Origin of the sequence: Variovorax sp. VNK109 (genome assembly GCF_049445855.1) — a bacterium.
Taxonomy (GTDB): Bacteria; Pseudomonadota; Gammaproteobacteria; order Burkholderiales; family Burkholderiaceae_C; genus JAGOCV01.
In genome coordinates, this window is the sequence record NZ_JBMSDV010000001.1 from 1002250 (window position 1) to 1027203 (window position 24954).

General features: G+C 59.8%; 24 protein-coding genes, 1 tRNA gene and 1 pseudogene. 12 read left to right on the forward strand and 14 right to left on the reverse strand.

Going from position 1 to position 24954, the window contains the following annotated elements:
- Nucleotides 1-52: 52 nt before the first annotated feature.
- Nucleotides 53-337, reverse strand: a complete 285-nt coding sequence (locus ACO2Q9_RS04910) for a helix-turn-helix domain-containing protein (RefSeq protein ID WP_423308881.1) — start codon at nt 335-337, stop codon at nt 53-55.
- A 90-nt stretch (nt 338-427) separates the two neighbouring features.
- Here ACO2Q9_RS04910 and ACO2Q9_RS04915 point away from each other — a divergent pair, with 90 nt between their 5' ends.
- From ACO2Q9_RS04915 to ACO2Q9_RS04935, 5 genes are all read left to right on the forward strand, one after another.
- Nucleotides 428-769 carry an NINE protein gene (locus tag ACO2Q9_RS04915; protein ID WP_423308883.1) on the forward strand — a complete coding sequence of 114 codons (342 nt, stop codon included), beginning with the start codon at nt 428-430 and terminating at the stop codon, nt 767-769.
- Between the two features lie 278 nt (nt 770-1047).
- Nucleotides 1048-2385: a site-specific DNA-methyltransferase gene (locus tag ACO2Q9_RS04920; protein ID WP_423308885.1), complete on the forward strand. Its 1338-nt coding sequence runs from the start codon at nt 1048-1050 to the stop codon at nt 2383-2385.
- 1 nt (nt 2386) lies between these two features.
- Nucleotides 2387-2752 carry a DUF5681 domain-containing protein gene (locus tag ACO2Q9_RS04925; protein WP_423308887.1) on the forward strand — a complete coding sequence of 122 codons (366 nt, stop codon included), beginning with the start codon at nt 2387-2389 and terminating at the stop codon, nt 2750-2752.
- 19 nt (nt 2753-2771) lie between these two features.
- Nucleotides 2772-4247, forward strand: a complete 1476-nt coding sequence (gene terL / locus ACO2Q9_RS04930; RefSeq protein ID WP_423308889.1) for a phage terminase large subunit — start codon at nt 2772-2774, stop codon at nt 4245-4247.
- 169 nt (nt 4248-4416) lie between these two features.
- Nucleotides 4417-4965 (forward strand): hypothetical protein, encoded by a 549-nt coding sequence (locus tag ACO2Q9_RS04935; RefSeq protein ID WP_423308891.1) that lies wholly within the window; start codon nt 4417-4419, stop codon nt 4963-4965.
- Here the strand turns inward: ACO2Q9_RS04935 and ACO2Q9_RS04940 are convergent.
- The 6 genes from ACO2Q9_RS04940 to ACO2Q9_RS04965 form a co-directional block, all read right to left on the reverse strand.
- Nucleotides 4962-5393, reverse strand: coding sequence for a DUF1810 domain-containing protein (locus ACO2Q9_RS04940; RefSeq protein WP_423308893.1), 432 nt, complete (start codon nt 5391-5393; stop codon nt 4962-4964). The two genes, ACO2Q9_RS04935 and ACO2Q9_RS04940, sit on opposite strands and share 4 nt — an antisense overlap.
- A complete protein-coding gene (locus tag ACO2Q9_RS04945) occupies nt 5393-5836 on the reverse strand; it encodes a helix-turn-helix domain-containing protein (protein WP_423308895.1) in 444 nt (147 codons plus the stop codon). Before ACO2Q9_RS04945 ends, ACO2Q9_RS04940 begins: the two co-directional genes overlap by 1 nt.
- A gap of 29 nt (nt 5837-5865) precedes the next feature.
- Nucleotides 5866-8154, reverse strand: a complete 2289-nt coding sequence (locus ACO2Q9_RS04950; RefSeq protein ID WP_423308897.1) for a S1C family serine protease — start codon at nt 8152-8154, stop codon at nt 5866-5868.
- A 536-nt stretch (nt 8155-8690) separates the two neighbouring features.
- The gene (locus ACO2Q9_RS04955; RefSeq protein WP_423308899.1) at nt 8691-9401 is read right to left on the reverse strand and encodes an NYN domain-containing protein; all 711 of its coding nucleotides are present in this window, start codon (nt 9399-9401) and stop codon (nt 8691-8693) included.
- A 10-nt stretch (nt 9402-9411) separates the two neighbouring features.
- Nucleotides 9412-10224: a hypothetical protein gene (locus tag ACO2Q9_RS04960; RefSeq protein ID WP_423308901.1), complete on the reverse strand. Its 813-nt coding sequence runs from the start codon at nt 10222-10224 to the stop codon at nt 9412-9414.
- A 15-nt stretch (nt 10225-10239) separates the two neighbouring features.
- A complete protein-coding gene (locus ACO2Q9_RS04965) occupies nt 10240-11139 on the reverse strand; it encodes a BRCT domain-containing protein (protein WP_423308903.1) in 900 nt (299 codons plus the stop codon).
- A 138-nt stretch (nt 11140-11277) separates the two neighbouring features.
- On the opposite strand from ACO2Q9_RS04965, the gene ACO2Q9_RS04970 reads away from it, so the two are divergent.
- Both ACO2Q9_RS04970 and ACO2Q9_RS04975 read left to right on the forward strand, forming a co-directional pair.
- Complete coding sequence (locus tag ACO2Q9_RS04970) at nt 11278-11787, forward strand: DUF2924 domain-containing protein (protein WP_423308905.1); 510 nt, start codon at nt 11278-11280, stop codon at nt 11785-11787.
- On the forward strand, nt 11784-13469 hold the full coding sequence (locus tag ACO2Q9_RS04975; protein WP_423308907.1) for a recombinase family protein: 1686 nt from the start codon (nt 11784-11786) through the stop codon (nt 13467-13469). The genes ACO2Q9_RS04970 and ACO2Q9_RS04975 overlap by 4 nt, the downstream gene beginning before the upstream one ends.
- Nucleotides 13470-13558: 89 nt before the next feature.
- Here the strand turns inward: ACO2Q9_RS04975 and ACO2Q9_RS04980 are convergent, their stop codons facing one another.
- Entirely contained in the window at nt 13559-14263 is a 705-nt protein-coding gene (locus tag ACO2Q9_RS04980; RefSeq protein ID WP_423308909.1) for a toll/interleukin-1 receptor domain-containing protein, read from the reverse strand.
- Nucleotides 14264-14583: 320 nt separating this feature from the next.
- Here ACO2Q9_RS04980 and ACO2Q9_RS04985 point away from each other — a divergent pair, with 320 nt between their 5' ends.
- Both ACO2Q9_RS04985 and ACO2Q9_RS04990 read left to right on the forward strand, forming a co-directional pair.
- A complete protein-coding gene (locus tag ACO2Q9_RS04985; RefSeq protein WP_423308911.1) occupies nt 14584-15003 on the forward strand; it encodes a TIR domain-containing protein in 420 nt (139 codons plus the stop codon).
- A gap of 86 nt (nt 15004-15089) precedes the next feature.
- A pseudogene (locus ACO2Q9_RS04990) lies at nt 15090-15347 on the forward strand (IS21 family transposase); the annotation flags it as partial.
- 539 nt (nt 15348-15886) lie between these two features.
- Here the strand turns inward: ACO2Q9_RS04990 and ACO2Q9_RS04995 are convergent.
- The 6 genes from ACO2Q9_RS04995 to ACO2Q9_RS05020 all read right to left on the reverse strand — a co-directional run bounded on the left by ACO2Q9_RS04995 (nt 15887) and on the right by ACO2Q9_RS05020 (nt 20950).
- On the reverse strand, nt 15887-16546 hold the full coding sequence (locus ACO2Q9_RS04995) for a hypothetical protein (protein WP_423308913.1): 660 nt from the start codon (nt 16544-16546) through the stop codon (nt 15887-15889).
- Between the two features lie 569 nt (nt 16547-17115).
- Nucleotides 17116-17205, reverse strand: a tRNA-Ser gene (locus ACO2Q9_RS05000).
- Nucleotides 17206-17252: 47 nt separating this feature from the next.
- Entirely contained in the window at nt 17253-18563 is a 1311-nt protein-coding gene (gene serS / locus ACO2Q9_RS05005; RefSeq protein ID WP_423308914.1) for a serine--tRNA ligase, read from the reverse strand.
- 27 nt (nt 18564-18590) lie between these two features.
- The gene (locus tag ACO2Q9_RS05010) at nt 18591-19526 is read right to left on the reverse strand and encodes a threonine/serine dehydratase (protein ID WP_423308915.1); all 936 of its coding nucleotides are present in this window, start codon (nt 19524-19526) and stop codon (nt 18591-18593) included.
- A 12-nt stretch (nt 19527-19538) separates the two neighbouring features.
- On the reverse strand, nt 19539-20501 hold the full coding sequence (gene ispH, locus ACO2Q9_RS05015) for a 4-hydroxy-3-methylbut-2-enyl diphosphate reductase (RefSeq protein ID WP_423308916.1): 963 nt from the start codon (nt 20499-20501) through the stop codon (nt 19539-19541).
- The gene (locus ACO2Q9_RS05020; RefSeq protein ID WP_423308917.1) at nt 20498-20950 is read right to left on the reverse strand and encodes an FKBP-type peptidyl-prolyl cis-trans isomerase; all 453 of its coding nucleotides are present in this window, start codon (nt 20948-20950) and stop codon (nt 20498-20500) included. Before ACO2Q9_RS05020 ends, ispH begins: the two co-directional genes overlap by 4 nt.
- 117 nt (nt 20951-21067) lie before the next feature.
- Here ACO2Q9_RS05020 and radC point away from each other — a divergent pair, with 117 nt between their 5' ends.
- The 3 genes from radC to ACO2Q9_RS05035 all read left to right on the forward strand — a co-directional run bounded on the left by radC (nt 21068) and on the right by ACO2Q9_RS05035 (nt 24924).
- Nucleotides 21068-21745, forward strand: a complete 678-nt coding sequence (gene radC, locus ACO2Q9_RS05025; RefSeq protein WP_423308918.1) for a RadC family protein — start codon at nt 21068-21070, stop codon at nt 21743-21745.
- A 112-nt stretch (nt 21746-21857) separates the two neighbouring features.
- The gene (locus tag ACO2Q9_RS05030; protein WP_423308920.1) at nt 21858-22730 is read left to right on the forward strand and encodes a c-type heme family protein; all 873 of its coding nucleotides are present in this window, start codon (nt 21858-21860) and stop codon (nt 22728-22730) included.
- 22 nt (nt 22731-22752) lie between these two features.
- Nucleotides 22753-24924 carry a protein kinase domain-containing protein gene (locus ACO2Q9_RS05035; protein ID WP_423308922.1) on the forward strand — a complete coding sequence of 724 codons (2172 nt, stop codon included), beginning with the start codon at nt 22753-22755 and terminating at the stop codon, nt 24922-24924.
- Nucleotides 24925-24954 lie beyond the last annotated feature (30 nt).

The following is a 24954-nucleotide window of genomic DNA, read 5'->3' on the forward strand; positions in this document are numbered from 1 at the left end:
GAGGCCAGTAAATCTCGGAAACAGCGACGCACGTATGGGCAGCTCCAAACGACTAGCCCTTGACTAGCCTCTCCATCGTCTGGTCGATGATTTTCCCTGGGCGCATACCAAGTGCCTCCGCCAGATTCATCACCATGACCAGGCTGGGGAGGTGCAGCCCACGCTCGATCTTGCCCATATGCGAGCGCTCAATGCCAGCAGCGTTTGCCAAGCCCTCCTGAGAGAGTCCCTTTGTCTTCCGGATTTCCCGCACGACCTCGCCGAAGGCAGTAGCAACCCCTTGATCAAAGCTTGTTGCGCCACGTGGACGCCCGGGTTTGACTTCGCGCTTTTGCATTGGACAAAAGCATTCCGTCGAGCGACAGTTCTAACCACGTTATATTTAACCCATTCTTGAGGAGTTCACGTGGAAGAGAGGGAAACTGTCATGAAAACAAAGGGCCCGAACGAGAAGTACTGCGCCGAATGCGGAGCGATCATCCGCGCCAAAGCCGAGATCTGCCCCCACTGCGGCGTCCGGCAAATGGCAGTGCCCGACACAGGTCGTCGGGACGCCCCGAAATCCGAGCGTAGCAAGCTTGTCGCCGGACTTCTCGCCATCTTCCTGGGTGGCTTTGGCGTTCACAAGTTCTATCTTGGCCGACTCTACTGGGGGATCTTCTATCTGATCTTCTGCTGGACGTTTGTGCCCGCAGTGATCGGCTTCCTCGAAGGATTGAACTACCTGTTGATGAGCCAGGCCACCTTCGACAAGCGCTACCAGGACTAGGGCGCAGCCAGCGCGCGCCGCTGGTGTCTTGTATATTCCGAGCCCTATTTTCGGTCGGGGATGCGGCCGACACGATCCACCTAGCGTTTATTTGCTAGGTGGATTTTGCTTTTCTAGAATTCCAATCAACGGGTGCATTTATGACGCCCGCAGTTCCGGAACTACCTGTCAGATGTTGACCCACCGCTGGTGGAGTGCACTGCTGCACTTCATCAGCTTTGGATCAGCTACGACCTGGTTGCAAGTTTTCCTTATCGAAAATTTTTCTGGAACTGACTATGAAAGCTATCACTCAGCCGCCCCCGACAACGCACATCGGCCCGATCACCCTGCGCTCGCCGCAGGAGCTGAAGGCCTGGCCGAACAACCCGCGCAAGCACCCGCCGCGCCAGATCGCGCAGTTGCGCGCTGCGATCCAGAGCTTTGGCTTCACGGCTCCGATCCTTCTGAACGAAGCCGGCGTGGTGCTGAGCGGCCATGGTCGCCTCCAGGCAGCGCTTGAGCTCAAGCTGGAGGAAGTGCCCACCCGCACCGTCTCCGGCTGGTCCCTCGCACAGCAGCGCGCCTTCGTTCTCTCGGACAACAAGATCGGCATGCTCTCCTCCTGGGACGAGGAGTTGTTGCTTGAGGAGATGGAGTTGCTCATCAAGGACGACTTCGAGCTGGAGCTGACCGCCTTCAGCACGGCCGAGATCGACCTGATGTTCGAACCGGTAACGGCCAAGGGCAAGCCCGATCAGGACGCACTGCAGGAGGTCGACGCCAGTGCCGACCTCGTGACCCGCCTGGGCGACCTCTGGGTGCTGGGCAACCACAAGCTCCTGTGCGGTAACTCGCTGCAGCGCGAGTCGTTCGAGGCTCTGCTCGCTGACGAATGCATCCAGATGGCCATTTCCGACGTTCCGTTCAATGTGGCCATCAAGGATGTCGTCGGCAAGGGTACGGTCAAGCACGCCGAGTTCCAAATGGCCTCTGGCGAGATGAGCCCACAGGAGTTCACCAAGTTCCTGCAGGACCATCTGGAACTTGTCCACGCGTTCGCCCAAGACGGTGCGCTCGTCTACACCTTCATCGACCACAAGGGCATCCGCCCGGTGCTCGATGCCGCATTGCCCTACTTCGGCAACCACAAGCAGCTGATCGTCTGGGACAAGGGGGTTGGAGGTTTAGGCAGCCACTACCGCTCCCAACACGAGCTCATCTTCCTGCACAAGAAGGGTACGGCACCGCACATCAACACGTTCGAGCTGGGCCAGCATGGCCGCTACCGCACGAACGTGTGGGCCTATGCCGGCTCCCAACAGTACACGGACAAGGCGATCCTGGCGGAGCACCCCACCCCGAAACCGGTGCCCCTCATCGCGGACGCCATCCGTGATTCGAGCCACCGCAAGGGCATCGTCTTCGACGCCTTCGCCGGCAGCGGCACTATTTTCATCGCTGCCGAACGCACAGGTCGCTACGCGCGCGCGATCGAGCTGGAGCCGCGCTACTGCGACACCTCGGTGCGTCGCTGGCAGCGCGTGACAAGCAAGAGCGCCATCCTGGAGGCGACCGGCCAGACCTGGGAGCAGGTCCGTGCGGAGCGTCTCCTCACTTCCCAGAAGGAGATGTGACATGGCCATTGGCTACAAGTCGCCCCCGAAGGCCACCCAGTTCCGCAAGGGCACGAGTGGCAACCCCCGCGGCCGCCCCAAAGGCTCGAAGAACTTCATGACCTTGCTGGAGCAGGAACTCTCGGAGCCCATCGTCGTGAACGAGGACGGTCGCCGCAAGAAGGTTACCCGTATGCAGGCGATGGTCAAGCGCATGGTCGCTGGTGCCCTTCAGGGTGACCAGAAGTCCCTACTCACTCTCATCGAGGTGATGCGCAAGACCGGCCAGCTGCAGCAGGCGGAGCAACCCACGGCGCTCCCCGATGACTACCAGGAAATCCTAGACACCTATATCCAGCGCCGCATCAACGGCAAATCCAAATCGTAACTACTGAAGGAGAACTGAAATGAAAAAATCTGCAACGGATTGGGACGCGTTCTACGCGGCGTCGAAAGACGACTTCCACGTTTTTGTGAAAATGGCGTTCAAGGTGCTCTATCCGGGTACGCAGTTCGAAGAGAACTGGCACATCGATGCGATCGGCCACCAGTTGGAGCTTGCGCGCACCGGCAAGCGCCCTCGCCTGATCGTCAACATCCCGCCGCGGCATTTGAAGACGTTCATCATCTCCATCGCGTGGCCGGCGTACATCTTGGCGCATGACCCGACCGCTGAGATCATCTGCGTGAGTTACTCGACCGAGCTGGCAGATGCGATTGCCCTCAACTTCCGTCGCCTCGTGATGAGCGACTGGTACCAGAAGGCCTTCCCCGAGGTCCAGTTCGTCAAGACTGCCGTCTCTGACTACGTGACCAAAGAAGGCGGTGGACGCCGCGCGATCTCCGTGCAAGGTGCTCTGACCGGCCGTGGTGGCGACATCATCATCATCGATGATCCGATCAAACCACAGGATGCCTACTCCGACCTGCGTCGCAATGCTGTGAACGAATGGTTCGTCACAACGCTTCTCAGTCGCCTGAACAGCCAGACGCTGGGCGTCATCGTCCTTGTGATGCAGCGCCTGCACGTGGGTGACCTGTGTGGGTATATGGAAGGTCTTGGCGACTTCCACAAGCTCTCACTGCCTGCGATCGCCACGAAGGCCGAAATCATCCCTATCGGTCCGAACGCGGATGACGTCTATCACCGCGCCGAGGGCGAACCGCTGCATCCGGCGCGCGACAGCGCGGAGGTTTGGGAGAAGAAGCGCAGGGAGGTTGGCCGCCGCATCTTCAGCGCCCAGTACCAGCAGACTCCGGAAGCGCCGGAAGGCAACATCTTCAAGCTCAAGTACATGCAGTGGGTGGACAAAATCCCGCCGCGCCATCAGGGTCACTTCTGGATCAGCATCGACACGGCAACTTCAACCGAGGAGAGCGCCGACTACACCGCGATCACGGTCGGCCAGAGCATGGATGACGGTACGCACTACATCCACCACGCATCGCGCGGCCACTGGGACTATGAGATCGTCAAGGCAAAGGCCCTGCAGTTGTGGAAGCAGTTGCCCGATGCACAGTTCCTGATTGAGACCGCAAACGTTGGCCTTACTCTTGCGAAATTCCTCAGATCCAAAGGCGCGAATGTCGGGGTCCACGAGCCGAAAAAATCCAAGGAAACTCGTGCCTACGATGTCCTTCAGCAGTTTGAGGAGAAGCGCGTCTTCTTCGTGCGTACACCGAAGAATGAGGAAGGACTGAAGTGTCTGGAATGTGAGTTGCTGATGTTTCCCTACAGCCGCTACGACGACCAAGTCGACAGTATCGTGCAGGCCCTGCGCATGGCAAAGAACAAGTGGGAAGGTACCGTGAAGGTGACGATCTATGCGGACCAGTGGGAGCCTCAACACGATCTCAATACCATCATGAACGCACCTTGGTAGTCCGCAGGCCCGGTCCATTGACAGTGACCGGGCTTTTTTCTGCCTTCTGCAGGCAACACGCGGGCACTTACCGGCACTAAGTCTCACAATCCGGCCCCATTGGACTGGATCTGGCTAGCTCGTGGAGCAATACTTTATGAGTTATATTTAACTCATAAGGAAGAGGCTCATGATCTGGTCATACGTGCTCCGGCTGCGGTACATCCTTGGCGTATTGCTGTGTGCACACGCTCACTTCTCTCTGGCCCAGCAGGTCTACCTGTGCAAGGGTGCCGACGGTCAGCAGCAGTACCAGCAAGCACCGTGCGGTCAGGGGGCAGAAGTCGGGTCAGCCTGGAGCAAGCAGCGCGAAGTGGAGCGCGCCCGTGAGGAAGCCAGACAAGCTGAACTGGCCAAACTGCAGGCCGCCCGCGCGCAAAAAGACGCCCAGCACCGGAGAAGCAATATCGATGGCCTGCGTACCTGCAAGCAGGGCAGGGATTGCGACATCGAATCCGTGCGCATGATGATGACAAACCTCTCACGCGACGATCTCATGACCGCGCTGGGTCCGCCAGAGACAGTTCAGAAAGTCGGCGATGAGCTGTGGTACTACTCAATCACAGCGGAAGACGCAGGTGCTCGCCGGAATTTCCGGCTCCAGATCAGTTTCAGATACAACGACGATGATCACAGTCGACGTCCGTACCAGTCGGTCTGGAAAGTCAACGTCTACTAAACCCGTCTTGGCAGCAGCAGAAGAGTCTTCTGGTCTTCGACGCCATCGAAGTACTTCTGCAGCATCTGCACGAAGCAGCTCTCATCAGGTTCGGCTCGATGGAAAATGGTCATGCATGAGCGCAGCTTCATGTCGTCGGGCGATCCCATGATCCTGTATGCGGTCCTGCCCTTGACGCTCAGGAGCAGGTTGCAGCACTCGGCAAGCCTAGGTCCAAGCACCGGGTGTGCCCAGTAAGCCTGAGCCTCTGCCAGATCACGCAGACCGTACTTCGTCGCCATGGCGCTACGGCCAAGCGCCTCATGCTGAGGAAAGATGAACCACATCCAGTGGCTCTGCTTCTCGCCGGCTTTCAGTTCCTGTTTGACCGTTTCGTAGACATCGGCCTGTGCCTGCACGAACCGGTCCAGATCGTACGCATCCGGCATCAGGCTTCCAGCTCTTCCCCGGTGAGAGCTGCGGCAGCCTCACGCTTACCCATCTTGCGCACGGCCGCCAGCGTGATGAGCTGTTTGGCACGCGGCTTGGATTCGCCGGCTTCCCAGTTGTAGATGGTCTGGGCCGAAACGCCCACCAGTTTGCCGAAGTCCGCCGCAGACAGGCCAAGGCGCTTCCGGTGCGCGGAAAGTCCTTCCTGGCGAAAGCGCAGGCTGGGCTGATCGTCTTCAGTCGACACGGGAGTCGCACCTCGCACGCCGGCCTTCTGCAGTTTCTTTAGCTGCGACTCAAGCTGGGCAATATGGCGCTTGAGCTGCGCGATGTCTGCGCGGTAGTTGGCACTTGCCCTTTTGAGCTGTTCGGTCTCGGAGCGGATTTCCTTGCGGGCAAGGCGTCCGATTTCCTCTTTGATGGCAGATGCGATATTGGGCATTACTTGATGACAACAGTGAATGCGGCATTCTATTGTTCATACAAGAATCGCTGCACCTCGATGAAATGCACTGCAAATCCAATTCCTTCGACGCCAGCGCGCACCAGCTTACGGGAATTGACGCCAACTACCTGGTTACCGCTGAACAGTGGGCCCCCTGAGTTACCCGGACTGATGGCCGCATCGGTCTGAATTACCAGCATCTCTGCCGAGCCAGGAACCAACGGATTCTTCATCCTTCGCACTGCACTGATAACGCCGCGAGTCAGCGTGAACTCAAGGCCCTGAGGATGGCCAATGGCCTCTACAGTGGTTCCCGCTGGCTGAAGCGAATTAGCAAACTGAACAGGTCTTCCGATCGGGTTAGTGATTTTCACAAGCGCCAGATCAAGACCAATGTCCTCCTTGATCACGCGGCCAGTCACAGTTGAACCATCAAACATCTTCAGCTCAGCCATCTTTGAACCTTCAATGACGTGATAGTTGGTCATGACGAGATCACCTGCAACAAAGAACCCCGTGCCCAATCCCCCTCTGGGATTTCGAACAACCACAACGCTGTCATTTCGCGAATCAACGGATCGTGCGCTTGGCATCTCTGCGGCAGGGCGCCCCATCGCAACCATTTGAAAGCCTGACGGTGCTGCTGCGGGTGAAGGTCGAGCTGCATACTGACTATCGCTTGCGTACGAGATGCTGGCCGGGTGAAATGGCTCGAACGCTGGCGCTGCCTTCGTGACCTGCTCACCGATCTGCTGCATAGGCGTAGAGAGCTCACTCATCTCATGAGCGTCGATCGCCTTCTCTTCATCAAATCTCGCTCCGTACACGTACTTCGCCGGATCCTGCTCACGAATTCCGAAAGCCACATTGAAAGTTTTCTGGTCGCTGTGAACCATTTGATGTCGAGCCACCCTGTTCTGCGCACGATCAACAATCCACACGTTGAACTTCGATTCACGTGTTGTCTCCACGCGACTCACTGTGAAAGAGTAGTCTTGATATACCGGCTCCTTAATCGTGGGGGATGTATTCGAAAGGTTCTTTCTCGCTGTATCCACAGCAGAAACAGCCGCTGCTTGCGCGATTCCGCGAGCGATGGCCACCCAGGCATTGGCAGCAGGTGACGTAGCCGCCTCCATTCGCTGCGCGTTGTAGTTGGCTTGTGCCTCCTGCAACTTCGACTGAGCGTTCGAGTACTCCGGATTAGGTAGAACTCGCTCACTGACTTGATACTTGGATCCTTGCTCGCGCTTCTCAACAATCTTCCGATTCACGACGACTTCAGCTTGCTGTACGACCACAACGTAGTCAGCATCTGCACCGCCAACAGCATCAGTGATTGCTGACGCCTTGCTTGTCTTCCATTGCGATGATGAACCACTGATCTGCAATAGCTTCCGGCCAGCAGGCATCTCGTCAGGTTGAAGTTGAACGTACGCGACGCGAAATTTCGGTGGCTGAGCGAGCTTGAAGCCGGAACGTCTGACCTCCTGAACTACGCGCCCCTTTTCGAAGAAGCTGGGTACGACGCCTGGATGGCGCTCTTCCAGCAACTTCTCATAGTAGATGCCACCGATCCGTTGAGCGGATTCTTCTGAAAGCGCGCTTCCATAGTGCCGCCGATAACGGTCAAGCTCAGGCGTCGTGAACCGCTGAATCTCCTCCTTCGAGGATTCGAAGTGCTTGTTGACAATCGGTACGGCCCGTGGCGTTCCAGGATAGACGTCAAAGAACGATCTCTCCTGCTTTAACCCGTAGGCGGTGAATGCAGTCTCTGCCTTTGACTCATAGAGCGTCACCACGCGACCGTAGTTAGCCTTGAGTTCGTCAAATTCTGGAGCCCGATAGGCCGCCTCCTTCAGCAGGGCAACCGTCCCATAACTCTGGATGCGTGCCTCAGCTTCGGAAAGACTCGTTTTGACTTTGCCCCAACCCTCGGGTGTTGCCTCCACATCCTGGCCAGCGAGCACGGCGAGTGCATCAGCATGCTGCTTCAGTGCTGGCACCCGCTCTTCATTCAAGCCCTTCACCAGTGCATTGAGGGAGTCCTGAATTCTCGCCTTCTGACTCTCAAGGTCTTGGGAGTTATCTACGTAGTACTGCGCCGCTTCGTCGTACTTCTTCGCCTGGACGAGCTCGTTGAACTTCTGGCTCTTGGGAGAAACGATGCTGCTTAGGAATCCACCGACGCCTTGAAACAACGCGCCAATCGGATTGGGCGCAGTCTGGGCGTGGGTTGCTGCTGATGCGGCAAGAATAAGTACAGCTACAAGTGTCTTGGCCCCTCTGGGGGTCCCATGCTGATCCATCTTCATCGCGCCCTCCAATTAGCTCTTTTGATCTAATTGTTACTCGATGTATCAGCGTTGTCTACTGCACTTTTTGGCACTTCTGACACTAAGGGCGCGACATCAGGTCCGGCCGCACTTCAATGCAAATTGCTCTTCACGAATGGCCAGTCGCTCACCCGCCAGCTTGGCTTCTGGGACGGCCGCGTCCAATGCCTGCCGGCGTCGTTGAAGTTCCCCGCAACGCAATAGGCGTTTGACCTCTGCATCACTTTGCTTCCTAGCGCGCTCGGAGCTCTCCCTGATCCGTTCGTGGATGACCTCGTTGCTGGCCTTGCGTTGACCCGACATGGAATCCAGGCCCCGCGTCGGAGCGATGTCCACCTCTTTACCACCCTTGCACGGCGCATCGGTGTAAACACCCCCACACAGGTACACCGGCTTCTGCGCATGAGCAGGCATCGCTGCTAGAAGCACACCTATCAGGGCCGCTGTACCCAGAGGCCAACACACCGACTCCTGCGACATCAGCCAATGGCGTCCCATATCACCCCCGAACATATTCACGACTTCAACCGCACTTGCAGATGCGGTGACCCTGAGACATCCGTCACCTCCCCGACCTCCAGATACTTCTGGGCGCGCACCAGATTACTCAGCTTAGCGAAACCGTAGTTGCGAGGATCGAAGGACGTGTGTCTTTTTCCGATATGGCCACCGACCGCTCCCAGACGAGCCCATCCATTCTCCCTCGCGGTTTCCTCAAGGGCATGCCGGATGATTTCCTCCAGATCAGGAAGATCTGCAACGCGCGGAGCCGCTTCATCTGTCGCAGGTTGCCGCAGAACCTCCAGGAAGAAGAAGCGGTCGCACGCCGCAATGAAGGGTTCCGGTGTCTTTCTCTCGCCGAATCCGTAGACGACTTTTCCTGCCTCACGTAGCCTCGTGGCAAGACGAGTGAAATCGCTGTCGCTGGATACCAGACAGAAGCCATCAAGGTTTCCCGCATAAAGCAGATCCATCGCATCGATGATGAACGCGGAGTCCGTTGAGTTTTTCCCGCTCGTATACGCAAACTGCTGGATAGGTTGAATCGCATGCCTGTGAAGGTGCTGCTTCCAGCCGTGAAGATTGTTGGTTGTCCAGTCCCCAAACGCCCGTTTCACCGTGGCTGTCCCGAATTTTGCGACTTCAGCGAGCAGCTCCTGAATTGATGCGGAAGAAGCATTGTCAGCATCAATTAGGACTGCGAGCCGAGCATTTTCACCAGCCATATTTATTCCTCTATGGGCTCTCTTTGAGCTTGCCTGTTTGCTTCAGCGTTGTCTTCAGCACCTCTGGGGCCGCAGGGATTTTGGAGATGAAGACAGACCCTTCGATTGACTTCTTGTCTTCGTCGATCTTCACCGCTATCAAGGTATCGCCGTAGCTTCGCACTAGTGCAAACGCAGGATGCTCATCGAGCATCAGAAAGCTCGACTGATTCGTAGCGACACCCATTCCCACGACCCAAGCCACGTAGACGGGAAAGAATATGGTGGCAAAAGCACCGGTGACATTGCTTCCCCATACTTTCTCCACCGGGCCAAACATGGGATCAATGTCTGTAAAAGATTTCTCCGACCCGGAGCTGAGTCGCTCCTTGACGGTTCCTTTGCCAACTGCCAGCCTGTACGCGTACCCGCCGAACAGGATCACGGCTCCAACCCCAATCTGGATGAGGCCATCGAGCTCAAGCCTGTACCAGAAGAGCGTGATGACAACCAGCAAGGCAAATGCAAACAGCTTCCGTCTCAATCGCCGAGCAGATTTGGGCACGAGCGCCAGCGGCCACGCGGCCGCGTAGAGCATGGCTGTTATGCCAAGTAGTACCGCAAATGCGGCCGTCAGTAGCGCGGTGAGACTTGGCGTGATGAGGTGGAGGGGAACCCCAAAGTGTGAGCAGAAGCCTGCTTCGTACGCAAAGGCAATGCAATAGGCCCATCCTGATGTCAGCGCGACAACAACCGCATCAGTGAATAGCTGCCGGAATTTGCTCGGAACAACACTCGACTCTGGCCGATGCGCGCGAAACCTTCTTGTCTTTCCACCTTCCATGTCTTATCGACTCTTTCAATGATCAAGCAACGCATCGTGGAAGTCGTTCTCGTGAACGATGAGGAGGCGGGCCCCCTTCTTTCGGAGTTCGACTGCTTTTTCCACTTTTCGGCCATAACAGGCGTACGCCCAGCACGGATTGCCATCCGCTCCTATGACCAAGAAGTTGAGTTTGGCGGATACGTTCTCGACAGTGCTACCGCCCTTGTCCGAGACAAAGCGCGAAAGCTCAGACTTGGTGTGCCTGCTGGACGCGCCTGTAAAACAAAACACAGAGCCCTGAAATGCAATGTCGGGCATGACTGCACACAGCCCGGCAATAGGCACATCGTCGCTCAAGCGGACTGGCGGATTGACGATCGTGCGCTCGTCCATGACAGCCAGAAACTCACGAAAGAAATCGAGGAGCATTGCATGCTCGGCCGGATCAATCTTGCTGTCGGCGAGTACCTGCGTTGTGATCGATGCAACTTCGTCGTATGGCCAGCACGTCTTCAGATGTTCATGTGCCTCCAGCCACTCAGACAGGCCTCTCAACTCGGCTTCGGAGATATGTCCGTCTGATGCGATCCCACCGACCACACCATGCAGTCGTTGCAAATCTGCCGTGACCATGTCGTAGAAGGCATCGTCACGCAGCTTCTTGCACAGCCAGACCAGATCCTCGCGTTCCTCTTTGTCGATGACACTGTCCTGCAGTGCACGTGCGACGGCAGGCACAAGCTCAGAGAATGGATGGCGCTTGCTCAATTCCTCGTGGTCTTCAAGCCAAATCCGGAGAAGCGTGATTTCTCGCGCATTGATCTGCCCGTCGATGGAAATTCCCTCGACCAAGCCCAGCAGGGAGTTCACCGCCTTGTCCACACGACTGCGCGCCGTGAGGCGGTAGTAGCGATTGATTTCCTTGACTTCCATGCGAAACCCTCCGTCTTATTTTTAGAACCAAAGAATACGTCAGGTTTTCGCCGCTGTCGATCAAGAATTCTCGGGTTTCGAGTTGACTTGGTGCCCGAGCAGAGCGTCCATCCGTAGTGTCTTCACTACGGAGCGTCTATGCCCAAGAGGTCGGCCGCCGACGGCCAGCAGAAACTCACCCGCGCGCAGCAGGAAGCCCAGCACCTGGTTGCGGCACTCCCCGAGATGCCGCTGCCCGAACTGCGGGCGCTGTGGCCCAAGTACTTCCAGGTGCCGGCCTTCTCCCAGAAGCGCGCCATCTTGATGCCCTTTCTGGGCTACGCGATCCAGGAGAAGGCCTTCGGCGGCCTCTCCCGCTCAGCCCGCTCAAAGCTCGAAGCCATCGCCAAGGACTGGGACGAAGGCAAGCGCCCGTCCATCGCCCCTCCACGGCCCACCGTTCGCCCCGGTGCCCGTTTGATCCGCTCCTGGCGCGGTGAGATCCATGAGGTCACCGTGCTTGATGCCGGCTTCCAGTACCGCGAGCAGCACTACCGGTCTTTGTCCGAGATCGCCCGCACCATCACCGGCGTCCAGTGGTCAGGTCCCCTCTTCTTTGGTCTCAAGCAGACGCAGGACCGCCTGCGCAAAAGGAAGGCATCCTCATGAGTGTTCGTCCCATCCGCTGCGCCATCTACACGCGCAAGTCTTCTGAAGAAGGTCTGGATCAGTCCTTCAACTCCATCGATGCCCAACGAGAGGCCTGTGAGGCCTATATTCTTTCCCAGAGGCATGAGGGCTGGGTTGTTCTACCTACCCGTTATGACGATGGCGGGTTCTCAGGAGGAACACTGGACCGGCCTGCCGTCCAGACGCTCCTGACCGACATCAAGGACGGAGCCGTCGATCTGGTGGTGGTCTACAAGATCGACCGGCTGACACGGTCGCTGGCGGACTTCGCGAAGATGGTGGAAGTCTTTGATGCCCACTCGGCATCCTTTGTGTCAGTCACCCAGCATTTCAATACCACCTCCTCCATGGGACGGCTCACCCTGAACGTCCTGCTTTCATTCGCCCAGTTCGAGCGGGAAGTGACCGGGGAGCGCATCCGGGACAAGATTGCGGCCTCCAAGAAGAAGGGGATGTGGATGGGAGGGACGGTGCCGCTCGGCTACGACGCTGTGGATCGGAAGCTGGTGATCAATCAGCCGGAGGCTGAACTGGTCCGGAAGATCTACGAGCTGTATCTGGAGACCGGGAACGTCCGGATGGTGCAGACGAGGCTGAGGGCGATGGGCGCTGTCTCGAAAGTCAGGCTGAACGCGGCCGGGAAAAGCTCAGGTGGAGCCGCCTTCCGGCCCGGTGCCATCTACAAGATCCTCAACAACCGGATCTATCTGGGCGAGGTGCCACATAAGGACGTCTGGTATGCGGGGGCCCATGAGGCCATCCTGGAGGAAGAACTCTTCAAGCGGGTTCAGGATGCCCTGGCCATCGGGCTGGATCGGCGACGCAAAGGTGTCCACGCCAAGGAGCCGAGTCTGCTGGCCGGCTGGGTGCGGGACAAGGACGGGAACATCCTGATGCCCTCGCATGCCCTTAAGAAGGGAAAGCGCTACCGGTACTACGTGACCCGGCCACGGGACATGGAGACGGATGAATGGGCACCGCGGATTTCCATTCCAGCACACGACATCGAAAAACTCGTCATTGAGGCCACCAGCCGGTGGCTCCTGGATGCGGGACGGATGCTCAACGACCTCCATATCAAGGACTGGGAGCCGGATGCGCGGATGAAGGTGCTGAAAGCTGCAGAGAGGTATGCCGAGAGGCTGAGGCAGGGCACGCATCACGAGCAGCGGGAACTGCTGCTGCCGCTGATCACCTGGGTGCAGGTGTACACGGAGGAGGTACGGATCTGCTTCAGACGGCAGGGAACGCTCAGCGCGCTCTGGGTGAAGCTGAAGGTGGACGAGAAGGAGGATCGACTGGATGAGGATGCGCCGGTCGTTTCAGTGGACGCCAGGCTCCAGCGCTATGGGCTGGAGATGCGGCTGATCGTGAACGAGGAATGGGCGACCATTGAGGAGCCGGAGATTGATCCGCATCTGGTGTTGGGGCTGGCACGGGGCCACAAGTGGTTCACCGAGCTGAGGACAGGAGCTGTCAGCTCCATTGCGGCGATCGCGAAGCGGGAGAAGGTCAGCGGGGACTTCGTCGGGAAGACGCTGAGGGGAGCGTTCCTGGCACCGGAGCTGGTAGAGCGGATGCTTGAGGGACGAATAACTGGTTGGTCGTCCAAGCGGCTGCAGGAGCCGGCGGCATTAAACTGGGCGCTGCAGTTGGAGTAGCGAACTCTTAGTGCAAAGGCCGGGTGCTCGAATCACGCAAGCTCCTCCCCCAAGCCCGCCTAGACGCAGGGAAGGCAAACTAATTTTAGTTAAGCCTCGACAGAGACAAGCTCAGCAAGCTTAGCGGCGATATTTGCCATCGAATCTTCCGCAGTGCTCAATCCGCTTCTTGAACCTAGAAGGGGACTGACATCTCGAAGAGCGTCATAAGTCGTGCCGTGCACGATGGGAACGAGCAGGTCGCGCGCCAAAAGCACCGATAGTTCTTTGTCGGCAATGCCCTCTCCACGAAGTCGGTTCAGTAGCGCGGGAGTCACCAGAACAATGCCAACACGCGATTTTGCAAGTCCCTTGTCGATTTCGCGAAGCAGCGCGCTGCCAAGGACAACGTCCTTTTCGCTGAACCATACTGAGACGCCCTTTGCCACGAGAAGATCGTGCAACTCCATGGCGGAGCCTCGACGATCGTCCCATGCATGACAGAGAAAGACGTCCCGCAAGTCAGGCACAGACACGCGTCTTTCGAAGTTTTCACGAACCGGCGTAAGTGTCCGCACCTCAGCAGGCGTGTACGTCACTAACGAACCAGGCCGCGACCAGCGCGGTCTTGAACTACCTCCACCCCCGCTGCCAGTGCTCCGGGAAGAGGAATAGGCCGGCGGCGAAGAATAGGAACCGTAGCCACTGCTGTAGCCGTATCCACCATAGCGACTGGAGCGACCACCGCATGCCGGGCAAGCTGCTGCTGCGCTTGATGATCGATGGCCGTTTACTGGTGCTGTGCATCTCGCCATGTTCGCCCTCGTTGTTAGTAATTAAATAGTAACACTCGGCGGTGCGGCGCACTTAGTTTAAACTGTACATTTATACAGTTGTGCTGACGCACGAACATCACATTAAAAATCTAGTCGCCTCTGCGCACCAGTTGCACCGGAGATGGTGCTCGGCTAACGCCAAGAAGCTGGACGATCTGGCGCGTGAGCTATGGCGTGCAGAGAACCTGCGCGATTGGACGTCGACTGTAGCCGCTGGGAAATGGCTTTCACCGATTAACCCAATGGACAAATGCGACCCCTAAAAGATAGAGTTATCGTTCGCACAAACGGAGGGAAAAATGGGACTACCAAGAACATTTGTTGGCTTCAGTAGCACAGACATTCATTACTACAGGCTCATGCAAGCTTGGAAAGCTTCCGAGCATATTGATTTCAACTTTACCGATTGCCAACTTGCTCAGGAAATCAACTCTGAGAACGAAGCGTACATAAAGCAGAAATGCAAAGAGCGCATTGCGATGGCAGGGAAGTTTGTAAGTCTCATTGGGGCCGATACGAAATCGAAGCACAAGTATGTTCGGTGGGAGTTGGAAACAGCCATTGAGAAACGATGCGTAATCATTGGAGTGAATCTCAACGGATCTCGCCGAATGGAACCTGACCGAACACCTGCAATCATGAAGAATATCGGGGCAATATTCGTTCCGTTTTCCGCAAGAATTGTTGCCCACGCTATGTTGAGTTCCGTCCAAAACTGATCCAGTTAGAGCAGTAATTTCCATTCAGAACTGACCCACGTTAGCCCTACCCTGATGCATCTCTAGCAGTACAGGGGAATTTCGGAGTGATAGACGTGGCGACATTGAATGTCATCAGGCGCTGGGCGCTGCGCGAGCAGCTGTCCATACGAGAGATCTCCAGGCGTACAGGCCTGGCGCGCAACACAGTGAAGAAGTACTTGCGGTCGGATCAACTGGAGCCGCAGTACGCCAAGCGAGCTGCTTCAAGCAAGCTCGATCCCTACGCAGACAAGCTGGCCGGATGGCTCGTAGCAGAGGTCAGCAAATCGCGGAAACAGCGGCGCACTTTGCGGCAGATCCACACAACTTCGCACCTCATTCTTTGTTCAATGGGGGCCTACGAAGCACTGTTCAAGATCAAGAAGGCACCTGCGACCGCACTAGTGCGTCGCCTTATGAAGTCATTCTTGACCTGCCCACATTGCGACGCAAGCTTGCGTCTAACGCGAGACAACGCGTTAAGTCTATATTTACGCGAAACGGTCGTTTGCGGGAAGTGCTCATTTTCCTCCCCCTTCCCTCTGTACTGGCTCATGGCCAAAGGGAACATCTCCATAGATCGCGACGGTAGGACAGCTCCCATTCTGAAGGAGTTCGAGGCAGTGCTCCAGAAGAATGTGCGGCCGGATAAGACTTAAAGATATGGAGGAGAGTAGCCATATTGACTAGTGCTGCCCGCTTCGGATCTTTGATGTACTCCATGAATGTCGGCGTCGGCTTCGCTGCATTATTCCCGATCTTGCTCATTCTTATTTTTATGCCCAGAACTGTTCTAAGCCTTGAGTAAACGCTTGCCATCAGGTCAAATGCACAACCTAGTGACACTCAGAACTGACGTGGTTCACGCGACATCCACCAGACTCTTGCGACCATAGTCAGCAAGCGTGAACGCTTCAGTGACCGCGTAGCGTTTGGTCTCCAACAGATCATCGGTTTCGCCTGGATCACCGCTTCGCACCACAAGCTCACGCGTATCGCGGTCGTATTCCTCCTCGTAGATTCGGTGGCCACTAACTCCTGCAGATCGCATCGCCGCGAGCTCCCAAGTGTTGCCCGATCGACTCCAACGCGTCGTGCTATTTCCGCGGAGTAGCTCTTCGACTACTTCCACGTCCCCGCCGTCAAGCACCGTCACTCCCGCAATTTCTGTAGGGTGCCAGTTCGTCGATGTGAACAGAGCATCCCCCGATGTCTGCACGACATATTCACCTGACTCAGTTTTGAACGCCATGCAAAGCCATCGCTCAGTCGACACGCCATGGCGGCTCTCTTCAGTGGTCACTTCATAGATGGATACATAAACCCCCGAGGCAAATTTTGCGTGCACTTGCTTCGCTTTCTCAGGTACACGGCTCGCGAACAATTGATCTCCTTGCTGAAGCGCGGACGAATCGGTATGCCCCAGCGTGTGGATGCTGGCACTTGCGGCGGTAGGGGCAACAACAAAACTCCACACAGCCCAACCAATGAAGGTTCTGCGAGGCACTGCGGATGTATTCATAGCAAATTCCTGGTAAACGGGCTCATCGGTATGTGGTCTGGCAGATGCACGATATCGACGTTGGGTGCAATATGGATGAAATCAATGTGAAGTCCAATGCGGAAACTCCACGCAGGCCTGTTGTTGTCTGCGGCTAGCTAATAGCAGACAGCTTAGTCAAGTCGATCTGCTCCAGGTGCTATGCCTTTCACACGAGAATCTTTACGCCCCACGCTCAATGCCGATCCAACTCGACCGGCCATTTTGGGGATATCAGAAATCGACGCCTGCTTCGCTATTTCGTTGCCTGTAGAAGTCATCTCTGCTCTAATTTGACTTCAAAGCTCACTTCCATAGACATGCGGACCTCGATTGCGAATTAATCAAGACTCAATGCATACGCGCTGGAATTCGCGAAGGCTGACGCGCCTTCTCCTCGGAGAGCCGCGCGTTCATTGAGTTTTCCCCACTAAATCAGACCCGCAGAGATTCGCAAAAACACACAGTCGGATGCCGGAGAACAATCCAGACCGAAGGTTCGAATTCGGGGTGAGAAAAAAGAAAAAGTCCTTCGAAATCAAAGGACTGAGTGGCGGAGAGGGTGGGATTCGAACCCACGGTAGATTTGCACCTACGCCTGATTTCGAGTCAGGTACATTCGACCACTCTGCCACCTCTCCTGTATCCGGTGCCGCGCGTGGTCGCGGGAAGCCGGGATTCTAGCAGGTCAGGCAGACAGTTTCTCAAGCCCACCCATGTACGGGCGCAGCACCTCGGGCACGGTCACACTGCCGTCGGCGTTCTGGTAGTTCTCAAGCACGGCCACCAGCGCACGGCCGACGGCCAGGCCCGAACCGTTCAGCGTGTGCACCAGTTCATTCTTGCCTTGCGCGTTCTTGAAGCGCGCCTGCAGGCGTCGCGCCTGGAAGCCTTCGCAGTTCGAGACCGAGCTGATCTCGCGGTACGTGTTCTGCGCGGGAATCCACACTTCGAGGTCGTAGGTCTTCGTCGCGCCGAAGCCCATGTCGCCGGTGCACAGCAGCATGACGCGGTAGGACAGACCGAGTTTCTGCAGCACGGTCTCTGCGTGGCGGGTCATTTCTTCCAGCGCCTCGTAGCTCTTGTCGGGATGCGTGATCTGCACCATCTCGACCTTGTCGAACTGGTGCTGGCGGATGAGGCCGCGCGTGTCGCGCCCGTGGCTTCCTGCCTCGGAGCGGAAGCACGGCGTGTGCGCGGTGAACTTCATCGGCAGCGCCGATTCGGCCACCACTTCGTCGCGCACGAAGTTGGTCAGCGACACTTCAGACGTCGGGATGAGGTACAGAGCCTCACCCTCGCCTTCCTGTCCGCCCTTCTTCACGGCGAACAGGTCTTCCTCGAACTTGGGCAGCTGGCCCGTGCCGCGCAGCGTGGCCCCGCTCACGATGTAGGGCGTGTAGCACTCGGTGTAGCCGTGCTCCTGCGTCTGCAAATCGAGCATGAACTGCGCGAGTGCGCGATGCAGCCGCGCGATCTGCCCGCGCATCACGGTGAAGCGTGCGCCGGACAACTTCGCACCGGTGTCGAAGTCAAGGCCGAGCGGCTGGCCGATATCCACATGGTCCTTCGGCGTGAAAGGCAGTTGCGGCGGCGTGAGGCCGTGCGCATTCCAGCTGCGTACCACCACGTTGCCGTGTTCGTCGGAACCGACCGGCACGCTTTCGTGCGGCAGGTTGGGCACGGCCAGCAGCAGGCCCTGCAGTTCCGCCTGCAGCACTTCGAGGCGCGCGGCAGCGGTGTCGAGTTCGGTCTTGATGCCGGCCACTTCGGCCATCACGCCATCGGTGCTCTCGCCCTTGGCCTTGAGTTGCCCGATGGACTTGCTCAGCGCATTGCGCCTGGCCTGCAGTTCTTCCGTACGCGTCTGCAGCGTCTTGCGCTCGGACTCCAGCGACCGGAACGCCTCCACGTCGAGGAAGGTTTGCGGCGACTTGCGCGTGCCCAGTCGGGCGACGACGGCGTCGAGGTCTTTGCGGAGCAGGTTGATGTCGAGCATGGCTGGGATTCTATTCAGGCAGTGTCTTCACGCGACAAGGGTCGCCGGGTCGAGGTTGGCACCGCAGATGATCAGGCACACCTTCTCGTTGGCGCTTGGTTTGTAGATACCGGTCTGCAGGGCGGCAAGCGGCAAGGCAGCAGCGGGTTCCACCGCAAGCTTCATTTCCTTCCAGAGCCACAACTGCGCGGCACGGATGGCGGCGTCGGGCAGCAGCAGCGAGTCCTTCACGTGAGCTTGCGTCACATCCCACGCGATCGCGCCGATGCGGCGCGCGCCCAGCGAATCGGCGGCGATGCCGCTGACCTGCACGTCCACCGGTTGCCCGGCTGCGCGCGCGGCATGCAGCGTCGGCGCGAGTTCGGGCTCCAGCGCAATCACACGGCTGCGCGATGCGAACCACGACACCACACCGGCGATGAGGCCACCACCGCCCACGCTCACCAGCACGCTGTCGGGCGTGCCCCCTTGTTGCTCGATTTCGCGCGCGAGCGTACCCGCGCCGGTCACCACCTCGGGCTGGTCGTAAGCGTGCGTGAGCAGCGCGCCCGTCTCGCGCTGGCGCTCCATGCAGGCCTGCAGCGCTTCGGCATACACGTCACCCTTCACCACCACCGTGGCACCCAGCGAGGCGAGCCGGTCGCGCTTGGCCTGGCTGCTCACGGTGGGCAGGAAGACTTCGCACTTCACGCCCAGCGCCTGCGCGGCCGCAGCCGTGGCAATGCCCGCGTTGCCGCCAGAGGCGACGATGACGCCCGACGCCGGAATGTCGTTCGCCAGCAGGCGATTCATCATGCCGCGCGCCTTGAAGCTGCCACCCACCTGCAGGTGTTCGAGCTTGAGCCATACCTGCGCGCAGTCCACGCCGAAGGCGAGGCCGGGCAGCTTCATGAGTGGCGTTTCGCGGACGAAAGCTACGCCATCCAGTGCGCCTGCAGCGGCGCTGATCTTTTCTGCGTTCATCTGAAAGAACCCTCAGGAAGAGGTGAGCTTGAGGCCCTTGGGTAGCGGGAACTTCACGGTTTCCTGGATGCCGTCCATCTTGCGCACCGACACACCGCCGAGCTCACGGATGCGTCCGATCACGCCTTTCACCAGCACTTCGGGTGCCGATGCGCCGGCCGTCAGGCCCACGCGCTGGCGGCCCTCGAACCATTCGGGCTCGAGCTCGTCCGCGCTGTCCACCATGTAGGCCGGCGTGCCCAGCCGGGCCGCGAGTTCACGCAGCCGGTTGCTGTTGGAGCTGGTCGGGCTGCCCACCACGATCACCACATCCACCTGCGGCGCCATGATCTTGATGGCGTCCTGCCGGTTCTGCGTGGCGTAGCAGATGTCCTGCTGCTTGGGTTCGCGCACCTTCGGAAAACGCGCGCGTACGGCGGCGGCAATGCCGGCCGCGTCGTCCACGCTCAGCGTGGTCTGCGTCACGACGGCGAGCTTCTCGGTCTGCAGCGGCTGCACCTTGGCGACGTCGTCCTCGTCTTCCACGAGGTGGATGCCATGGTCCAGCTGGCCCATCGTGCCTTCCACTTCGGGGTGACCCTTGTGGCCGATCATGATGAATTCGTAGCCCTCTTTCGCGAGCTTGGCCACTTCCACGTGCACCTTGGTCACCAGCGGGCAGGTGGCGTCGAACACGTCGAAGCCACGCGCGTGCGCCTCACGCTCCACCGCCTTGCTCACGCCGTGGGCCGAGAACACCAGCGTCGAGCCCGGAGGCACTTCGGCCAGGTCCTCGATGAAGATCGCGCCCTTGGCCTTCAGGTCGTTCACCACGAAGGTGTTGTGCACGATCTCGTGGCGCACATAGATCGGCGCGCCGAACTTGGCGATCGCGTGCTCCACGATGTCGATGGCCCGGTCCACGCCCGCGCAGAAGCCGCGCGGCTCGGCCAGCACGACCTCACGCTCGTTTTCGTGTGGGGTGTCGGTGCTCACAGGACTCCGATCACATGGACTTCGAAGGTCACGGGTTGACCTGCGAGGGGATGGTTGAAATCGAACAGCACGGCGTCCGGACTGTCCGCATTGCCGACCTGCTGCACCGCGCCGGCGTAACTGCCCATGCCATCGGGCGTGGGGAACTGCACCACGTCACCCACGTGGTATTGCTCGAGCGGGTCGCCCAGCTGGTTGAGGAGCGCGCGGGCTACCCACTGCTGCATCTCCGGGTTGCGGTCGCCGAAGGCCTCGCCGGGCGGCAGTTCGAAGGTGGTGCGCGTACCTTCCTCCAGGCCCAGCAGGCGCTGTTCCATCGCCGGCGACAGCTCGCCTGTACCCAGAGACAGGGTCGCGGGTTTGTCGCTGAATGTATTGATGATGTCGCCCCCCGGCCCCGCCAGACGGTAGTGCAGGGTGAGGAACGAGCCGGGCTGGATGGTGGGCATGGAAACGCTTGGAGACAGTTTGGTGCAAGGCCGGCGCGCGAAAAGACCGCTGGCGCGCGCCATGATGCGGCCCTCCATTTTAGTGAGCCGGGGCCGGACCCCGCCCGGCAACCCCACATGGCCCTTCAGGACCTCCCGCCAGACGCCCGTCCACGCGAAAAACTGCTGGCGCGCGGTCCCGCCGCCCTCGGCGACGCCGAACTTCTGGCCCTGCTGCTGCGCACCGGCATCCGGGGCAAGAATGTGCTGCACCTCTCACAGGAACTGCTCGACACCTTCGGCGGGCTGGCCGGTTTGCTGGGCACCGGGCTGGCCGACCTCAAGCGCATCAAGGGCCTGGGCGGCACCGCCAAACGCGCCGAACTGGCCGCCGTGCTCGAAATCGCCCGCCGCGCCATGGGGCAGCAACTGGCCGAACGCGCCGTGTTCGATTCACCTGCCACCGTGCGCCAGTACGTGCAGCTGCACCTGGCCAGCCGTCCACACGAGGTGTTCGCCGTGCTGTTCCTGGACGCACAGAACCGCCTGCTGGCCATGGAAGAACTGTTCCGCGGCACGCTCACGCAGACCAGCGTCTACCCGCGCGAAGTCGTGCTGCGCGCCCTGCACCACCACGCCGCCGCCACCGTGCTGGCGCACAACCACCCCAGCGGCAGCGTCCAGCCCTCACGCGCCGACATCCAGATCACGCAGACCCTCAAAGCCGCGCTGGCGCTGGTGGATGTGCGGGTGCTGGACCACGTGATCGTGGCGCCGGGACAGTCGCTGTCGATGGCCGAGGACGGGCTGGTCTAGACAGACGCAACGAACACCGGCGCCAACGGCTCGCTTACATCCTGTCGCAAAGCTATGATGGCGCGCAGAAATACAGCACAACACCGCCTGAACGCGGCTGAGGGGCCACACGATGAAACTGAGACTGAAGTTCAACCTCGTACTGATCGTGGTGTTCGCGATCGGCCTGGCCGCCGCCGGCGCCATTTCGCACCGACTGCTGCAGGAAAACGCCCGCGACGAAGTGCTCAAGTCCGCCGGGCTGATCATGGAATCGGCCCTCTCGGTGCGCAAGTACACGGTGGACCAGATCCGTCCGCACCTCGAAAGGCTGCCCGACGACGTGTTCTTCCCCCAGACCGTGCCGGCCTACGCCGCCACCGAGGTCTTCGAGGAGCTGCGCAAGAAGCTCGCCGACTACAGCTACAAGGAAGCGACGCTCAACCCCACCAACCCGCGCGACCGCGCCACCGACTGGGAGGCCGACATCGTCCAGCGCTTCCGCCAGGGCGGTGACGTGCAGGAAATCATTTCCGAGCGCGAGACGGCCACCGGTCGCCAGCTCTACATCGCCCGGCCGATCAAGATCACCAACCCCGCCTGCCTGCAATGCCACACCACCGCCGACATGGCGCCGGCTGCCATGGTGCGCATCTACGGCCCGGCCAACGGCTTCGGCTGGAAGCTCAACGAAGTGGTGGGCGCACAGGTGGTCACCGTGCCGATGGACGTGCCGCGCCGCAATGCCGACCGCGCGTTCACGACCTTCATGGCATCGCTGGCCGGCGTCTTCCTCGTCGTCTTCATCGTCATCAACGTGATGCTGAGCTTCCTGATCGTGCGGCCGATCCGCAAGCTCTCCGAGTCGGCCGACAAGATCAGCACGGGCGATTTCAGCGAACCTGAATTCGCCGACAAGGGCAAGGACGAAGTCGCCGTGCTCGCCGCCTCGTTCAACCGGATGCGCCGCAGCCTCGCCAAGGCGATCCAGATGATCGACGAGTGAGATGGACACAGGCAGTACCCGCATGAGCGAACATCCGCCACCCGCGGCACCGGCTCCGCGTTCGACGCTCGCGCTCAAGCCCGGGCAGTCGATGCTGGAGTACCGCATCGAGCAGACGCTCGGGGGCGGCGGCTTCGGCATCACCTACCTCGCGCGCGACGCCAACCTGAATCTGCCCGTCGCGCTCAAGGAATACCTGCCGGCCGATCTCGCCTGCCGCATGGACGACGGCGCGGTGCAGCCGCTGGGCGAATCGTCGCAGGAGCAGTTCAAGTGGGGGCTGGAACGCTTCCTCGACGAAGCGCGTGCGCTGGCCACCTTCCGCCACCCGAACATCGTGCGTGTGCTGCGTTATTTCACGGCGAACGGCACGGCCTACATCGTCATGGAGTACGAGTCGGGCCGCTCGCTCAAGCAGTGGCTGTCCGGCCGCATGCCGGTGGACCGCGACACGCTGCTGAAGATCGTGATGCCGTTGCTCGACGGCATCGAGCTCATCCACAAGGCCGGTTTCCTGCACCGCGACATCAAGCCGGACAACATCTACATGCGCGCCGACGGCAGCCCGGTGTTGATCGACTTCGGCTCTGCACGCAGCACCACCACCGGCCGCGACCTCACCACCATCGTGAGCCCGGGCTTCGCGCCCTTCGAGCAGTACCACTCGGCCGGCCACCAGGGCCCGTGGAGCGACATCTATTCGCTGGCCGCGGTGATGTACTGGATGGTTTCCGGCAACAAACCTGTGGAAGCCGCCGCGCGCCTGAAACGCGATGGACTGGTCCCGGCCTTGCAATGCGGCAACCCAGAACTCGTCGGAGAAGCCGTGCTCAAGGCCATCGACTGGGCGCTCGACCCGGACGAAGAACGCCGCCCGCAGACCGTCGCTGAATTCCGCGACCGGCTGAACGCCGCTACGGGTGCCATCCCCATGCCCGGCGGCGCGCCCACGCAGCGGCTGCCCACCGCGCCTGCGCCGCCACCCGACGTGCCGCGCGGCAACATGGTGTGCTCGGTGCTGTTCCTCGACATCGTCGCGTATTCGAAGGCCTCGGTCAGCGAACAGTACGAGGTGAAGAAGCACTTCAACGAACTCATCACCGGCAAGCTCGCGCACATTCCGCAAAGCACGCGCATCACGCTCGACACGGGCGACGGCGCGGCGGTCTGCTTCATGGGCGACCCGGAGATCGTGCTGCACACGGCCGTGGACATCCGCCGCTCGCTCGCCGCCCACGAGCGGCTGCGAGTGCGCATGGGCCTGCACATGGGACCGGTGCGCATCCTCAACGACATGAACGACCGCGTGAACGTCATTGGCGACGGCATCAACGCGGCGCAGCGCGTGATGAGTTTTGCGGGCGAGAACGCGTTGCTGGTCTCGCGTGCGTTCTACGACGTGGTGTCCTGCCTGTCCGACGGCGCAGAGCGCGCGTTCCGCCACATCGGCGCGCAGGCCGACAAGCACGGCCGCATGCACGAGCTGTACGAGACGGTGGACGACAGCGACAGCGATGCGCTGGCGGACCGCACGATCCAGCTGCCGTCCGATTCGCCCAGTGGCACGCCCCCGGCGCAGCCGACGGAAAGTTTCGACATCGACCCGGCCACGCTGGCTGCCATCGAGCGTGACCTGGCACAACTGCTCGGCCCGCTTGCGCCCGTGCTCATGCGCAAGGCCCGCGGCCGCGCCAGGACCGCGCAGGACCTGCGTGAACTGCTGGCGCACAGCATTGCCGATCCGCAGCAGCGCGATGCCTTCCTTGCCTCGCGCAGTCTGGCGACGCTGGACAACAGCAGCCGCTCGCGCAGCGCGTCTGCGCCATCGGGGGCAGCTTCTTCAGCGACACCATCGTCATCACCATCATCGCGATCTGCGGCCGGTCTCGGCACGACATCGGCGTCATCGACCAGCGTCCCGGTTTCCGTGACGGGCTCCGTGACCGCGTCCGTCTCCGGTCCGGTCTCGCAATCCGCCGCTTCCGCACGCCCCTGGCTGCCGCAGGAGACGGCAACGCGGCTCGAAAAGCTGCTGGCGCAGACCGTCGGCCCGGTGGCCCGCGTGCTGGTGAAAAACGAAGTGCGCAAGGCCACGGACTTCGCCGGCCTGTGCCAGGCGCTGGCCATGCACGTGGACGACCCGCAGACACGGGCGCAATTCCTCAAGGACGCGCTGAAACTCAAGCCGGCCTGAAGCCGCCCTGCCCCGGGGCTGTACAACTTG